The sequence below is a fragment of the Arthrobacter glacialis genome (genome assembly GCF_002909415.1).
Lineage (GTDB): Bacteria > Actinomycetota > Actinomycetes > Actinomycetales > Micrococcaceae > Specibacter > Specibacter glacialis.
This window is the reverse complement of record NZ_PPXB01000012.1, coordinates 60,987-75,455: the sequence shown is the minus strand read 5'-3', so window position 1 is coordinate 75,455 and position 14,469 is coordinate 60,987. Positions and strand designations below refer to the sequence as shown.

Below are 14,469 nucleotides of genomic sequence, written 5' to 3'. Positions count from 1 at the left end.
AAGCCACAAATGCCAGCTCAGTCCCATCCCGGGTGATCGAAGACCACTGAGAAGTGGGATCTTCTGAGGGCAACTCCCCCGAATTATTCGAATTAATGTTCTAACAATTCGCTAAGCGCCAACATAGGCTGCCAGGTGCTGGCCCGTCAGCGTCGCCCGCGATGCCACCAGCTTGGCCGGCGTGCCCTCAAAGACAATGTTTCCACCGTCGTGGCCTGCGCCGGGGCCAATGTCGATAATCCAGTCCGCGTGGGCCATGACGGCCTGGTGGTGCTCAATCACGATGACTGATTTGCCGGAATCCACAAGCCTGTCCAACAGCCCCAGGAGCTTTTCGACGTCGGCCAGGTGCAGGCCGGTGGTGGGCTCGTCCAGGACGTAGACGCCGCCCTTCTCCCCCAGGTGCGTGGCCAATTTGATGCGCTGGCGCTCACCGCCGGAGAGGGTGGTCAGCGGCTGGCCCAGCTTGAGGTATCCAAGTCCGACGTCGGCCAGCCGGGACAGGATCTTGTGCGCGGCCAGCAACTTCGCTTCGCCGTCGCGAAAGAATTCCTCGGCCGCGTCCACCGACATGCCCAGCACTTCGCTAATGTTCTTCCCGCCCAGGTGATACTCCAGGACGGCGGCCTGGAAACGTCGGCCCTCGCACTCCTCGCAAACGGTGGAGACGCCGGCCATCATGCCCAGGTCCGTGTAGATGACGCCCGCGCCGTTGCACGTGGGGCAGGCGCCCTCGGAGTTGGCGCTGAACAATGCAGGCTTGACACCGTTGGCCTTGGCAAAGGCCTTGCGGATGGGTTCAAGCATGCCTGTATACGTGGCGGGGTTGCTGCGGCGGGAGCCACGGATGGCGCCCTGGTCCACGGTCACCACGCCCTCGCGGCCGGACACGGAACCGTGGATCAGAGAGCTCTTGCCCGAACCGGCCACACCGGTGACCACTGTGAGCATGCCCAGCGGGATGTTCACGTCGACGTTCTTGAGGTTGTTCTCGTTGGCGCCCCGGACTTCCATCGCCCCGGTTGACTTGCGGAACGAATCCTTCAGCGACACCTTGTCGTCCAGGTGCTTGCCGGTCAGGGTGCCACTGGCGCGCAGCCCCTCGATGCTGCCCTGATACACCACTTCACCGCCGTCGGATCCGGCGCGCGGCCCCAGATCGATGACATGGTCGGCGATGGCAATGGCTTCCGGCTTGTGTTCCACCACCAGCACAGTGTTGCCCTTGTCGCGAAGCTGGAGCAGGAGCGTGTTCATGCGGGCAATGTCATGCGGGTGCAGGCCAATGGTGGGCTCATCGAACACATAGGTGATGTCTGTCAGGGACGAGCCCAGGTGGCGAATCATTTTGGTGCGTTGTGACTCACCACCGGACAGTGTTCCGGAGGGCCGGTCCAGCGATAGGTAGCCCAGTCCGATGTCCACGAAGGAGTCAAGGGTCTCCCCCAGCGCCTCCAACAGCGGAGCCACGGAGGGCTCCTCCAGCGATCGCACCCACGCGGCGAGGTCGCTGATCTGCATGGCACACGCGTCGGCGATGCTGACGCCGTTGATCGTGGAGTTGCGGGCATGCTCGGCCAAGCGGGTGCCAGCGCACTCGGGGCAGGTAGTGAAGACCACGGCGCGCTCCACGAAGGCGCGGATGTGCGGCTGCATGGCGTCCACATCCTTGGCCAGCATGGACTTCTGCATCTTGGGGATGATGCCCTCGTAGGTCAAGTTGATGCCCTCAACCTTGACTTTGGTGGGCTCCCTGTACAGCAGGTCGTGGAGTTCCTTCTTGGTGTACTTGCCAAGCGGCTTGTCCATGTCGAAGAAGCCGGTACCGCCGAAGATGCGCCCGTACCAGCCGTCCATGCTGTATCCGGGGACGCTGAGCGCCCCCTCGGAAAGGGACTTCCCGGCGTCGAAAAGGGCTTCCAGATTGAAGTCCTTGACGTTGCCCGTGCCTTCACAGCGCGGGCACATTCCGCCGGTCACGGAGAAGCTGCGGCGTTCCTTGACCTTCTCCCCTCCCCTTTCAATGGTGATGGCGCCTGCACCACTGACCGAGGCCACGTTGAAGGAATAAGCCTGTGGGGATCCGATGTGTGGCTGGGCCAGGCGGCTGAAAACAATGCGAAGCATGGCGTTGGCGTCCGTCACGGTGCCAACGGTTGAGCGCGGGTTGGCACCCATCCGCTCCTGGTCCACCAAAATGGCGGTGGTAAGACCCTCCAGCACATCCACATCGGGCCGGGCCAGTGTTGGCATGAAGCCCTGCACAAAGGCACTGTAGGTCTCGTTGATCATGCGCTGGGACTCTGCCGCAATGGTGCCAAAGACCAATGAACTCTTGCCCGAGCCGGAGACGCCAGTGAACACCGTCAAGCGGCGCTTGGGGATCTCTACGCTGATGTCCTTGAGGTTGTTCACGCGAGCGCCTCGCACCCGGATCAGGTCATGGGAGTCGGCAGCATGCAACTGGGAGGTTCGTGCGTCGACATTACTGCTGATGCTCATGGCGTCTCTTTTCTGTCAGCGGGAGGCTTGCGGCCTGGGCCGGCGCACCAACTGCCGCTGCTTACTTTAGTGACCGAGGCAGCAGCCGCGCATCGGCCGTTGATACTACTAGTTGCTGGAGCCGGGACTGGCTATGGTGAACAGCTCGCAGGTGGCGTTGTAGTACAAATCAGTGGGGCCCTGGTGAGCCATGCCAAGGCGGCGGCACACCGTTTGGGAAGCCTCGTTGGCGGGATTTGTCACAGCCACCACCTGGCTCAGTCCGCTGCTGAAAGCATGCTCCAAAACAGCAGCGGCAGCTTCACCTGCGTAGCCATTGCCCCAATGGTCTGGATGGAAATGCCAGCCGATTTCGACGTCGTCGGAAGGCTCCAGGGGCTCCTCCCCCGAGGCGGGAATGGGCTTGAGCAACAGTGTTCCCACCACCAGTCCGTCCGACGAGCGGGCAACAGCCCAAATGCCATGGACGGGATGGTCAATGCTTTGGAAGCGGGCAACTCTTTCCTCGGCCTCAGCCCGGCTCCCCATGACCGCTGGCTCCGCACCAATAAAGCGCTGCACTACCCAGCGTGAGTACAAGTCGTAGACGAAATCAACGTCGGTTTCTTGCCAGGCTCGCAGCGTCAGTCGCTCTGTGGTGATGTTCTTCATTCAACTATTGTGCACTGTTGGCGGCCCCCTTGCAGCCTGCCTCCCTGCGAACACGCTATGAATTTCACTGTCGACGCCCCGAGGCAACACAGCCCGGGTGACCATCCGCAGTCAATGCTTGACACAATGGGAGACAACACATTCTCGTGAAGGGGTATGCGCATGAAAATTGTTTTGGAAGTTGACCTGGAGGCCGGCACCGCCGAGACCATCATGGATAGCAGCTATGCGGCCGTAGGGTCCTGGCGCATTGAGGACCAGCATGCTTGAGCCCGGCTCCAGCAGTCCACTGTTCGACGACGCTTACCTCCAGCAGGCTGTGGCTGCCGTCCTCGACGCCGGAGAGCTTCCTGCGATTGTCCAGGCAGGCCACCCCGTGCTGCGCGCTGCCGCACTGCCCTTCACGGGACAACTCGACGATGCGCAGTTGCGTGACCTCGTTGAGCTCATGACCGCAACCATGCGTGCAGCCCCGGGTGTTGGCCTGGCCGCCCCTCAGATCGGCATCCCCCTGCAACTGGCAGTGCTCGAGGACCAATACCCCGTCACGCCGGAAAACGCTGCAGCCCGCAGCCGAGAGCCCCTGGAACTTTTCGCCATCCTCAACCCGCACTACACTGCAGTTGGCTCCGAGGTGGCCTCACACTATGAGGGATGCCTGTCCATGTCCGGCTGGCAGGCAGTGGTGGACAGGCCCGCAGCGGTGGAACTCTCCTATCAGGACCAAAACGGGACGGCACACACCCGCCAGTTCACGGGGTGGCAAGCCAGGATTGTCCAGCACGAGACAGACCACCTTTCTGGAACCCTCTATATAGACAAGGCACACACACGCTCGCTGGCCAGTAACGAGCAGTACAGCGCCCACTGGGCCAACCCGGACATTGCTGCGGCCCAGGCCGGGCTAAATTTCTAGGGCCCCAGCATTTCTAGGACCCCTGCTGCCGGGGGTCCAGTTTCCGCCCCAGCGGCCCGCTCAACCTAAGATGGTTGCATGGAACCCTGCGTAGTTGAAGCTTTGTTGTGCCCCCATTGCGGCCTGGAATTTATTGTCCCGCAGCCCGGTGCCAACAGCGTGGTATGCGTTGAGGGTCACAGCTTTGACGTAGCCCGCCAGGGCTACCTCAACCTGCTGACGGGACACGGCACCAAGTTCCTGCCCGACACCGCCGCCATGGTCAATGCACGGGACGCGTTCCTGGACGCGGGACACTACCAAGGTCTCAGCGATGCCTTGGCCCGGCAGGTGGAAGCCGCACTCCCGCCCACAGAAACCGCCCTGCTAGTGGATGCGGGCACCGGAACCGGCTATTACCTGCAACAGGTATTGGGCTTCCTGGGCGCTCGCAGCAATGAAGCAGTTGCCGGGCCTGAACACCGCGACAGCCGCCGCGTGGACGCCGTGGGACTGGACATTTCCAAGTTCGCCCTACGCCGCGCCGCCAGGCGGAACCCGCGCGCGGCGAACATTGTGTGGGATCTATGGCGCGCCCTGCCGCTGGGAGCCAACACGGCCGACGTCGTCCTGGTCATCTTTGCCCCGCGCAACGCGAGTGAATTTGCGCGCATCCTCAAGCCCGGCGGCTCGCTCATAGTGGTCACTCCCCTGCCGGCGCACCTGGCGGAAATTGCCAAGATTGCCGGACTGCTGGCTATTCAAGAGGAAAAGGAAGCTGCGCTGGTTCACTCAATGGCAAGCCACTTCTCGCTGGTAAGCAGCCATGAGGTGCTGTGTCCGCTGGAACTGAGCCCGGCGGATGTTGGCAATGTGGCCCTCATGGGTCCCGCTGGGCACCACCTGGATCCGGTGGCATTGGGTCAACAACTCGCCCAGCTTCCTGAATTGACCGCGGCCACGGCGGCCTTCCGAATTTCGGTGTTTGCCCCCACCCGCCAGGCCTAGTTCGGCTCGGCGCCCTGCAGCTTTTCGGGGTTGTCCAGATCCACCATCTGAGATTTGGGTGTCTTGCCGTGCAGATCAACGTGCAGCCACTTCAGGGTTAGCTGCGTGAGGGGTCCCACGCCCAGGGCGAACGCTGCGGTTCCGGCGCCCACCACGCCACCCAGGAAAAAACCCAGGACCACAACGCTCAGCTCAATGCCGGAACGAACAAGCCACACGGGCCGTCCGGTGACGCGCACCAGGCCCGTCATAAGGCCGTCGCGGGGGCCCGGTCCCAGCCCGGCGCCAATGTAGAGCGCCGTTGCGAATGCCAAGATGAACAAGCCGGCAGCAAACGATGCCAGCTGCAGAGGCAGTTGGGTGGCCTCAGGGATCAAGGCCAATCCGAGGTCCGCGAACGCCCCCACCAGCAAGGCGTTGGCAATAGTCCCAAATCCGGGCCGCTGTTTGAGCGGAATCCAGAGCAACAAGACCAGTCCACTGATCAGGATGGTCCAGACGCCAAACGAGAGGCCAAAGGTGCGGGACATGCCCTGCGAAAAGACGTCCCAGGGTGACGCGCCAATGTTTCCGCGGATCATCAGGGCGATGGCCACTCCGTAGAGGGCCAAACCAACGAACAGTCGGGTAAGGCGGATGGGCAGGGACGTAGTGGTAAGAAACTGGTGCATGAGACAAGTCTAGTCAAACTGGACTTACGCGAAAGGGCCAATTCCACTAATGTGGATTTATGAACTCTTTTGTCACCGGCAGACGGTTAGCGCGCGAACTGGGCGAATGGCGCAGCAACGCACCCGCCTACAGGGCCTTGGCCGAGCGCATTCGGGTGTTGTTGATGGATGGCAGGCTTTCCAGCGGCGCCAAGTTGCCGGCCGAACGCGAGCTGAGTCAGGCCTTGGATCTGAGCCGCACCACCGTGGCTGCCGCCTACTCCAAATTGCGCGACGACGGTTTTCTGGACAGTGTCCGGGGCTCCGGGAGCACCTTGCGCCTTCCTGGCCGCGAACGCGGCGAGCATGGCATGCTCAACGGACTGGCCTTGGACTTCACCAAGGCCACAGCGCCCGCATATCCGGGGATTCAGGCCGCCTACGCCGACGCTGTTGCGCAGCTGCCCAACTACCTCTCCCATGACGGCTTTGACATGGTGGGCATGCCCGACCTTCGCGAAACCATCGCCCAGCATTATCGGGACAGGGGTCTGCCCACCTCGGCGGATCAAGTCATGGTGACCATTGGCGCCCAGCACGCCCTGAACCTAGTGACCAGGACGCTGTACTCCCCTGGTGAACGGATCATGGTGGAACAACCCACCTATCCGCACGCGTTGGATACCTTCACGTCCATGGGGGCACGTATCCTGGCGTTTCCCGTGCGCCAAGATGGCGGCTGGGACCTGGCCCAGGCGCTGCTGCAGATACGCCGCGCCGCCCCCAGCATGGCCTTCCTTATGCCAGATTTTCACAATCCCACGGGCATGAGCATGTCCATCCAGGAACGCGAATATCTGGCTGCCGCGGCCGCGCGCGAAGGCACTGTGCTGGTGGTCGATGAGACCACGGCCCTGCTGGACATTGACCGCGGACCCATGCCGCCCATGGCCTCCTTCTCCCCCAACGTGCTGACCCTTGGATCCTTGGGAAAGATCGCCTGGGGCGGCTTGCGGGTGGGCTGGATCCGCGGTCCGCGGGACATCATGGCCCAACTGTTGCGCAACAGGCCCGCCATGGATCTGGGCACGCCGCTGGTCGAACAGCTGGTGGCCACCACCTTGCTGCGTGACTTGCCCTCCATGATGGCAAGTCGAAGCCTGGATCTGCGCCGTGGCCGGGACACGCTGGTGTCACTGCTGGCTGAGCACCTGCCGCAGTGGAAGGTTGAAGTCCCGGACGGAGGGTTGTCCCTGTGGATTAACACCGAAACCATTTCCAGTTCGGCGCTCGCCCTGGCCGCTCGTGCCGAAGGTCTAGGTCTTGTGCCTGGCCCCAGGTTCGGCGTGGATGGCGCTTTTGAGAGGTACCTGCGGCTGCCCTTCTGCTACAGCGATGAACAAATGCGCGACGGCGTGAAAATCTTGGGCCGTTTGGGCCAACACGTTGGCTCCGACCCCTTAAGAATGCCCCTTCAGGCAGTAATTTAGCCGGAAATTTCCAGCCCAACGTAGTAGTGTCATAGGTACACATCAGTCTCTAAGGGGGACGAAATGCTTGAATGGATTAATGACTTCGGCTGGATCATCTGGCTCTCAGTCTTCTTGCTCCTAGCCGTTGCCGAGATGCTAACGCTGAACCTGTACTTCATCTTGATGTCAGTGGGTGCACTGGCCGCCTTGGTGGCCTTCTTGTTCCACGCCGAGCTGTGGCTGCAGATTGTGATCTTCTGCGTTGTCGCCCTGGCCACCACGGTTCTGATCAGACCCTTGGCCATGAGCCACCTCCACCGCGGACCGGCAGACCAACTCTCCAACATTGACCGGCTCATTGGCCACAAGGCTGTGGTCATTGAATCCGTGAGTTCAAGTGGAGGTCTGGTGAAGATCGGCGGAGACATTTGGACCGCACGGATCAACACCGGAGTGGACGTTCCCGTGGGAGCCACCGTGGAGGTCGCCTCCATCGACGGCGCTACTGCCATCATCGACTATCCCTCCGCGCAAAAATCAGCCGGACCGGCCACCACAACAGCCTGAGTACCGCAACGGTTCAGCAGGGCTTGACCTTGCGCGCCTTGACGGTATGACCACACAGATTCTTTACACAGAAAAGAGGGGATTTCATGGGAGACGCTGGCACACTCGTGTGGCTATTTGTAATTTTTGTCCTACTGATATTCGTAGTAATCGTTCTAGTCCGTTCAGTGCGTATCATCCCGCAGGCCCGTGCCGGCGTGGTGGAGCGGCTGGGTAAGTACCAGCGCACACTCAATCCGGGCTTGACGGTCTTGATTCCATTCGTGGACCGGTTGTTGCCGCTGCTGGATTTGCGCGAGCAGGTTGTTTCCTTCCCGCCGCAGCCCGTCATCACCGAAGACAACCTGGTGGTCTCCATTGACACCGTGGTCTACTTCCAGGTGACGGATCCTCGTGCAGCCACGTACGAGATCGCCAACTACATCCAGGCTGTTGAGCAGTTGACAACAACCACCCTGCGTAACGTTGTGGGTGGTTTGAACCTTGAAGAGGCACTCACCTCCCGTGACCAGATCAACGGCCAGCTCCGTGGCGTGCTCGATGAGGCCACTGGCCGCTGGGGCATTCGCGTGAGCCGAGTTGAGCTCAAGGCCATTGACCCGCCCCTGTCCATCCAGGATTCCATGGAGAAGCAGATGCGTGCCGAGCGTGACCGCCGTGCAGCCATCCTGACGGCCGAAGGAACCAAGCAGTCAGCCATTTTGACTGCTGAAGGTGAGCGCCAGTCATCTATTTTGAAGGCTGAGGGTGATGCCAAGGCAGCCATCCTGCGCGCCGATGGTGAATCTCAGGCCATCCAGAAGGTTTTCAGTGCCATCCACAAGGGCAACCCCACGCAGAAGCTGCTGGCGTACCAGTACCTGCAGACGCTGCCCAAGATCGCCTCCGGTACGTCCAACAAGCTGTGGATCATCCCCAGCGAAGTGGGCGAAGCGTTGAAGGGCATCGGCAACGTTTTGGGCAACACGGCAACTGACGCGGACGACGCCGTCGAACCAACAGAGAGTGCCGCACAGTAGCTCGCGTCACACCAGCACCACCAACTGCATCAAGGGCGCGGCCAAGCACGTATAATAAGTGTTTGGCCGCGTGGCTTTTTGCCCGGCCGCCATTCAACGCTCATTGTCGCTCAGGAACAACTGTGCACAGTGCCGCGTTGAATCAAGAGACGTTAACAAATTTAGGGAGAAGTCATGAGCGATCGTAGCCTGCGTGGCATGCGCCTGGGCGCACAGAGCATGGAGACCGAATCCGGTGTTGAGCCGGCTCCTCGCCAGAGCGTGGAGTACCGTTGCGCCGACGGAGAGCAGGTCTTCGTGACCTTCTCCTCGGAAGCTGAAATCCCGGCAACGTGGATGTCCAAGACCGGCAAGGAAGCCCTGCTCGTCAACGGCGAGGCTCCTGACACCTCCAACGACAAGCCCGTGCGCACCCACTGGGACATGCTTCTGGAACGCCGCACCTTGCCTGAGCTGGAAACCATCTTGGCTGACCGCTTGACCATCCTGCGCGAAAAGCGTGGCGAGAAAGTCTAACTTTCACAAGATACACAAAAGGTGGGCCGCCCGATGATCGGGCGGCCCACCTTTTTGCATCCTGGCTGCCCTCCCCCGCACGTCACTGGACAGATAAGGGGCTGGTTCTGGTGGGCGAGCGACGCCGGACAACCACCCAGGTGCCCAGGCCGGCGGCGATGAGGACCAAGCACCGGTGAGTGTGCAGATAATGCCCTCAAAATTGGATTTTGAGGGCATTATCTGCACACTCACGGTGGGTGAGCCAGCGGTGGTCGAGCCCGCGGCTAGGGGATGATTCCTACACGCACGTGGCCGCCGGTGGTGGCTTCCGCAATGGCTTCATCCAGCTCGGACAGCGGGTAGCTGGTGCCGACCAGCTCAGCGAAGGGATAGGCGCAGTGCCGTTCCTCCAGGTACGCGACGGCGTCGATGAGATGCTTTGGCGCATAGTTATGGACGCCGCGTACGGTCTTCAGACCACGGACCACAGCTTCGGGATCGAGCTGAACCCGCCCTGCCGGGTGCACGCTGCCGACAAGAACGGCGACGCCGCCAATGTCCAGGCAGTCGATGGCCTGGGCAACGGCCGCCGAGGAGCCGGACGCCTCGATGGAGATATCCAAGCCATCCTGCAGGCCCAGGCGCGTCTGTACTGCCTCGAAGGAATCGGGCAGGCCGGCCGGGCTCATGGGGTCAACAGTTTCAATGGCGCCGAACCGCAGGGCGTTGGCGCGACGGGACGGATCCGGATCGGAAACAATGACGCGCGCTCCCCTGTCGGTTGCTGCCGCGGCAACAGTGAGCCCCACCAGACCGGCACCTGTGACAAGCATGGTGGCACCGTCAAGATTCATGACGGAAGCAGCTGCGTCGATGGCGGCGATGGCCGTCGCCGAGGCGCAAGACAAGGGTGCAGCAATTTCACGCGGCATGGACTGCGCTACGGGAACAATGGTTGTCCCGGAGCGCAGGTGCACGTGGGTGGCGAAGCCGCCGCTGAGTTCCCAACCGTGGCGCACTTGTTCGTGACCGTACTTTGCCAGCCGGCGACACTTTTGCGGGACGCCCTTGAGGCAGCGGTCGCAGTCGCCGCAGCTGACCATGATGGACCAGATGACGCGGTCGCCGATGGCCAATGCTTGGCCGCCGGCGCGACGGGCGCCCTCCCCCACGGCCACAACCTTGCCGACTTGCTCGTGCCCCAGCACGAGTGGTGTGGGTGCACTGCGGCGGCCGTGAACAGTGTGAAGATCGGAGCCGCAGACCGTTGCGAACTCCACTTCAATCAGTGCATCCCCTGGCGCCAAATAGACCTCGGGTACGGCCATGAGCTGGTGTTTGGTGCCTTGCTTGATCCACGCCATGGCTGTGGGAGGGGGTGAAAGGGTGATGCGTGAGCCCTGGCAAGTTGCAGCATCGAATAGGCTCATCGGAACTCCCGGCGCATCCACATGGCCAGGCCTTCAACGACCAGAACAGTTGCCAGGATCATGAGGACAATGGCCGTGACCACGCCGTACTTGGAGCCCTGGCCGGCGTTGAGCAGGTAGTAGCCGATGCCGCCACCTCCCACGATGCCCAGGATGGTTGCTGCGCGGACGTTGGTGTCCAGCAGGTAGAAGGTGTGGCCAATCAAGGACTGCACACCCTGCGGGAAGGTGGCGCCGGCAAAGACTTGCAGGCGTGTGGCTCCCGTTGCTGTGAGTGCGCGCTCTGGGCCGGGGTTGACCTCCTCGAAGGAGTCGGCAATGAGCTTGCCCAATAAGCCCACACCACAGATCGCCAGGGCCAAAGTTCCGGCCTGGCCACCCAAGCCCGTGACAACGATCAGCATGATGGCGAGGATCACCTCAGGAATGCCGCGAATCACTACCAGAATGAAGCGGCTGGCACTGCGAATGAAACCGTTGGGCGCCACGTTGCGGGCTGCCAGTGAACCAATCACCACCGAGCCCAACAGGGTCAAGAAGGTGGCGGCCAGGGCAATGGCAATGGTCTTCCACATGGCATCGAGCATGGTCCCGTATTCGTAGCTGCCGAAGGTGGGCGGCCAGAACTGCACGGCGATGGCGGGGACCTTGCCCCAGAAGGTGACGAAGTCGCGCCACTGGATGTCGCTGATGACAACGCTGCCTATCACCACCAGAACGGAAGTGATCCCCCAAACTACATTGCGTCGTCGAGCATTGGTCCAAGGGCGCACCAGCGCCTGCGCCGGGCTGGCGAAACCGACGGCGTTGGCCATGGTCTCCCGAGGCGACTTTTTGCCGAAGCGGCGGACCAGGCGGTCGCCCATGCCACGGCCGGTGGGTGCATGGCCCAGCATGACCGAGCGAACACTGCTGGACACGACCTCCATGAGAACACACAGGGCGAAGATGACAATCGCGTAGCCCATGCCGAGCGAGTAGTCCATGGCCTTGAAGGCGTAGGACATTTCGCGGCCCAGGCCAATGATGCCCACGTAGCCGAGGATGACCGAGCCGCGCAAGTTGATGTCGTTGCGGTGCAGCACCGTGGCCACCCAGGAGGGCATGACCTGAGGGAGGATTCCAGACACAAATTCCTGCGTTTTGGTGCCGCCGGCGGCACGGATGGCCAGGCGCGGGCCTTCGTCCACCTGTTCGATGGCGTCGGCGAACATCTTGGAGATCATCCCCACCGAGTGGATCCCGATGGCCATGATGCCGGGCAGTGCGCCGAGGGAGAACATGAGGACAAAGACCATGGCGAGGACGACGTCGGGCACGGCTCGGGTGAGCACGCCGACGAACCGGCCGGCCCAGCGCCAAGCCGGGCCGGGGGTGGTGTTGGAGGCGGAGAGGATGGCCACGGGCACCGAGAGGACTGCTGCCAGGAGCGTGCCGCACAGGACCAGTCCCACGGTGAGGGCTGTCAGGTAGAGCAACTCCCCCAGCGGCGGGAAGGTCACGCCGCCAACGCGGATGAAGAAGCGTTCGGCGTTGTCCATGCTCTCAAACATCTTGGGAATCGAGATGTCGATGGAGACAAGTGCCTGGATGGCTATGACCAGGATGACCACAAGGGTGATCGAGGCGCTGATCCGCTCGGGCGAAATCTTGCTTTTGGGGGCCCGGGCAGCGATGCCGCGTACTGGCCCGGGGGTTAGAGCTGTGGCGGTCATGGGGCTTTGCGCCCCGCTCCAGTCGTGGCTGCGGCGGTGGCCAGATCGCGGGCAATGCGTTCACGGTGGCCGGGGGTGTCCAGCTCCTCGGCGATCGCCTGGAACTCGCTGGTGATGGTGGCAACTTCGACCTGGCCGTAGATGCCCATGGCTTCCTCACGGGTCATGTTCTCGGTGAGGGTGTTCAGGACAACCTTGCCGTGGCGCAGTCCTACGATCCTGTCGGCCCATGAGAGCGCCAGGTCCACCTGGTGCAGGCTGCACACCACGGTGAGGCCCTTGCTGCGGGCGATGTCGCGGATCAGGTTCATGACCTGGTCGCTGGACTCGGGGTCAAGGGAGGCAACCGGCTCATCGGCCAGCAGGATTTCCGGTTCCTGCATGAGGGCGCGGGCAATGGCAACGCGCTGCTGCTGTCCGCCGGAGAGGGTGTCTGCGCGCTGGTAGGCCAGCTGCAGCAGACCAACGGTTTCAAGATGTTCAAGGGCTGTCAGGCGGCGGGCCTTGCCATAGCCGAAGAGGCCAAGGCGTGGTCCACGGACCACCGCAAGCGAGCCGGTCAGCACATTTTCCAGCACGGTGAGGGAGGGCACCAACTCAAATTGCTGGAAGATGAAGCCGACGCGGCTGCGCAAGCGGCGAAGTGAACTTCCGGTCAGGCTGGAGAGTTCCTCGCCGAGGACCTGAACCTGGCCGGAAGTGGGAACTTCCAAGCCGTTCAGGTGACGCAGCAGGGTGGATTTGCCAGATCCTGAGCGGCCGAGCAAAACCACGAGCTCTCCGCGGCCTGCCTCGAAGCCGACGCCGTCGAGCGCCTTGTTCTCGCCGAAGAGCTTGGTGAGAAAAGCAACTTTTACTGTCCTGTCGCGTTCAATGCCGGCAGTGGCAGGTAACGGCAAGCTTTGGGGATGGCCCATGGTTTTACTCCTAGTTTCCAGTACTTACTTTTTTGCCTGGCACTGTGTTGCGTTGGTGGTCTTGCAGATGTCGCGGATGGTGTCGTAGTAGGAATCCGTGACGGGCTTGGTCTCGTGGAACACGCTGCGGAAGGCTTCCGAATCGGCGTTCTCGACACCGGCTGCAATGATCTGGTCGATCGAGACTTCCTTCAAGGTGCTGATCAGCTTCTCCTGGAGGTCCTTGGGCAGGTCCGAGGACATGACGACGGGGGCACCGGGAACCTTGGTTTCACCAATGACGGTGACCTTGTCGTTCTTCGCAACTTCGCTGTCTTCGGCGAAGCCGGCTTCACACTCAACACCTTCGGCAGTCTTCTGGACGCTTACGTCATGCTTGCCAGCGAAGACGGCAGTGACGTCCTTCTTCGGGTCAATGTCAGCCTTGAGCAGGTTGTAGCTGGGGAACAAGTAGCCGGAGGTGGAGGAAGGATCCACAAAGCAGACCTTCTTGCCCTTCATGCCGGCGATGTCCTTGATGGGGCTGCCCTTGGGGACGATTGCCTGGGAGAAGTAGCCGGGCTCTTCACCCTCCTCGGTGACGATCGAAGAAATGGGGGTGAGCTTGGCGCCCTGGTTTACTGCTGTGACGTAGGTGAAGCCTGAGAAGGAGGCGACATCGATCTTGCCGGCGTTGGCGGCTTCGATGAGCGCGGCGTAGTCGGTTGACTCGTGGTACTCGACCTTCTTGCCGGTCTGCTTGGCGATGTAATCCATCAAGGGGGTGTAGTTGGTCTCGGTATCCACCGAGTCAGGGACAACACCAAAAACAAGGGTGTTTGCGTCAACGGCAAACTTTCCGGCCGAGGCTCCTGCGTTGGCATCGGAGTTGGCTGAGTCGGCGGGAGCCGAGCAAGATGCCAAAGATCCGGTGAGGAGCGCCATGCTCAACAAGACTGTGGAGACAGAGCGGCGTGAGAGTTTCATTGTGTGATGGAGCCTTTCAAAGTCTGCATGCCGCAGGGATTTTCCCTGACCGGCCTTCAAAAGGTTACGGATCACTTCCTAACGGTTGACTAACTGAAGGCCACTCATTGGTGAACATTTGTTTGAGTAGCGTTCATGTACAGACAAGTGGGAATGGCGATGGCGTGTAGCTGGATGAC

The 14,469-nt window shown here is 61.6% G+C and carries 13 protein-coding genes; 6 read left to right on the top strand and 7 right to left on the bottom strand.

The genetic code is table 11. The annotated features are described in order from the left end of the window. Positions 1 to 111 precede the first annotated feature (111 nt). The gene (locus tag CVS28_RS14335; protein WP_103481964.1) at positions 112 to 2,502 is read right to left on the bottom strand and encodes an ATP-binding cassette domain-containing protein; all 2,391 of its coding nucleotides are present in this window, start codon (positions 2,500 to 2,502) and stop codon (positions 112 to 114) included. A 108-nt stretch (positions 2,503 to 2,610) separates the two neighbouring features. Beyond that, the gene (locus CVS28_RS14330; RefSeq protein ID WP_103481963.1) at positions 2,611 to 3,153 is read right to left on the bottom strand and encodes a GNAT family N-acetyltransferase; all 543 of its coding nucleotides are present in this window, start codon (positions 3,151 to 3,153) and stop codon (positions 2,611 to 2,613) included. Positions 3,154 to 3,415: 262 nt separating this feature from the next. Here CVS28_RS14330 and CVS28_RS14325 point away from each other — a divergent pair, with 262 nt between their 5' ends. Continuing rightward, positions 3,416 to 4,069 carry a peptide deformylase gene (locus CVS28_RS14325; RefSeq protein ID WP_103467343.1) on the top strand — a complete coding sequence of 218 codons (654 nt, stop codon included), beginning with the start codon at positions 3,416 to 3,418 and terminating at the stop codon, positions 4,067 to 4,069. A 78-nt stretch (positions 4,070 to 4,147) separates the two neighbouring features. Continuing rightward, the gene (locus CVS28_RS14320) at positions 4,148 to 5,056 is read left to right on the top strand and encodes a putative RNA methyltransferase (RefSeq protein ID WP_103481962.1); all 909 of its coding nucleotides are present in this window, start codon (positions 4,148 to 4,150) and stop codon (positions 5,054 to 5,056) included. Here CVS28_RS14320 and yczE read toward each other — a convergent pair. Then, positions 5,053 to 5,727: a membrane protein YczE gene (yczE, locus tag CVS28_RS14315; protein ID WP_207797220.1), complete on the bottom strand. Its 675-nt coding sequence runs from the start codon at positions 5,725 to 5,727 to the stop codon at positions 5,053 to 5,055. The two genes, CVS28_RS14320 and yczE, sit on opposite strands and share 4 nt — an antisense overlap. A gap of 59 nt (positions 5,728 to 5,786) precedes the next feature. Here yczE and yczR point away from each other — a divergent pair, with 59 nt between their 5' ends. The 4 genes from yczR (at position 5,787) to CVS28_RS14295 (ending at position 9,280) form a co-directional block, all read left to right on the top strand. Beyond that, on the top strand, positions 5,787 to 7,196 hold the full coding sequence (gene yczR / locus CVS28_RS14310) for a MocR-like transcription factor YczR (RefSeq protein ID WP_103481961.1): 1,410 nt from the start codon (positions 5,787 to 5,789) through the stop codon (positions 7,194 to 7,196). Between the two features lie 63 nt (positions 7,197 to 7,259). Beyond that, complete coding sequence (locus CVS28_RS14305; RefSeq protein WP_103467340.1) at positions 7,260 to 7,745, top strand: NfeD family protein; 486 nt, start codon at positions 7,260 to 7,262, stop codon at positions 7,743 to 7,745. 86 nt (positions 7,746 to 7,831) lie between these two features. Further along, positions 7,832 to 8,764, top strand: coding sequence for an SPFH domain-containing protein (locus tag CVS28_RS14300; RefSeq protein ID WP_103467339.1), 933 nt, complete (start codon positions 7,832 to 7,834; stop codon positions 8,762 to 8,764). 174 nt (positions 8,765 to 8,938) lie between these two features. Next, positions 8,939 to 9,280 carry an RNA polymerase-binding protein RbpA gene (locus tag CVS28_RS14295; RefSeq protein ID WP_103467338.1) on the top strand — a complete coding sequence of 114 codons (342 nt, stop codon included), beginning with the start codon at positions 8,939 to 8,941 and terminating at the stop codon, positions 9,278 to 9,280. A 266-nt stretch (positions 9,281 to 9,546) separates the two neighbouring features. Here CVS28_RS14295 and CVS28_RS14290 read toward each other — a convergent pair whose 3' ends face one another. Genes CVS28_RS14290 through CVS28_RS14275 form a run of 4 tightly spaced genes read right to left on the bottom strand, consistent with a single transcriptional unit; the run spans position 9,547 to position 14,290 of the window. Beyond that, a complete protein-coding gene (locus CVS28_RS14290) occupies positions 9,547 to 10,692 on the bottom strand; it encodes a zinc-binding dehydrogenase (protein WP_243399905.1) in 1,146 nt (381 codons plus the stop codon). Continuing rightward, on the bottom strand, positions 10,689 to 12,407 hold the full coding sequence (gene phnE, locus CVS28_RS14285) for a phosphonate ABC transporter, permease protein PhnE (protein ID WP_103481960.1): 1,719 nt from the start codon (positions 12,405 to 12,407) through the stop codon (positions 10,689 to 10,691). The genes CVS28_RS14290 and phnE overlap by 4 nt, the downstream gene beginning before the upstream one ends. Beyond that, a complete protein-coding gene (gene phnC, locus CVS28_RS14280; protein ID WP_103481959.1) occupies positions 12,404 to 13,324 on the bottom strand; it encodes a phosphonate ABC transporter ATP-binding protein in 921 nt (306 codons plus the stop codon). The genes phnE and phnC overlap by 4 nt, the downstream gene beginning before the upstream one ends. A 24-nt stretch (positions 13,325 to 13,348) precedes the next feature. Then, positions 13,349 to 14,290 (bottom strand): phosphate/phosphite/phosphonate ABC transporter substrate-binding protein, encoded by a 942-nt coding sequence (locus CVS28_RS14275; RefSeq protein WP_103467355.1) that lies wholly within the window; start codon positions 14,288 to 14,290, stop codon positions 13,349 to 13,351. Between the last annotated feature and the right edge of the window lie 179 nt (positions 14,291 to 14,469).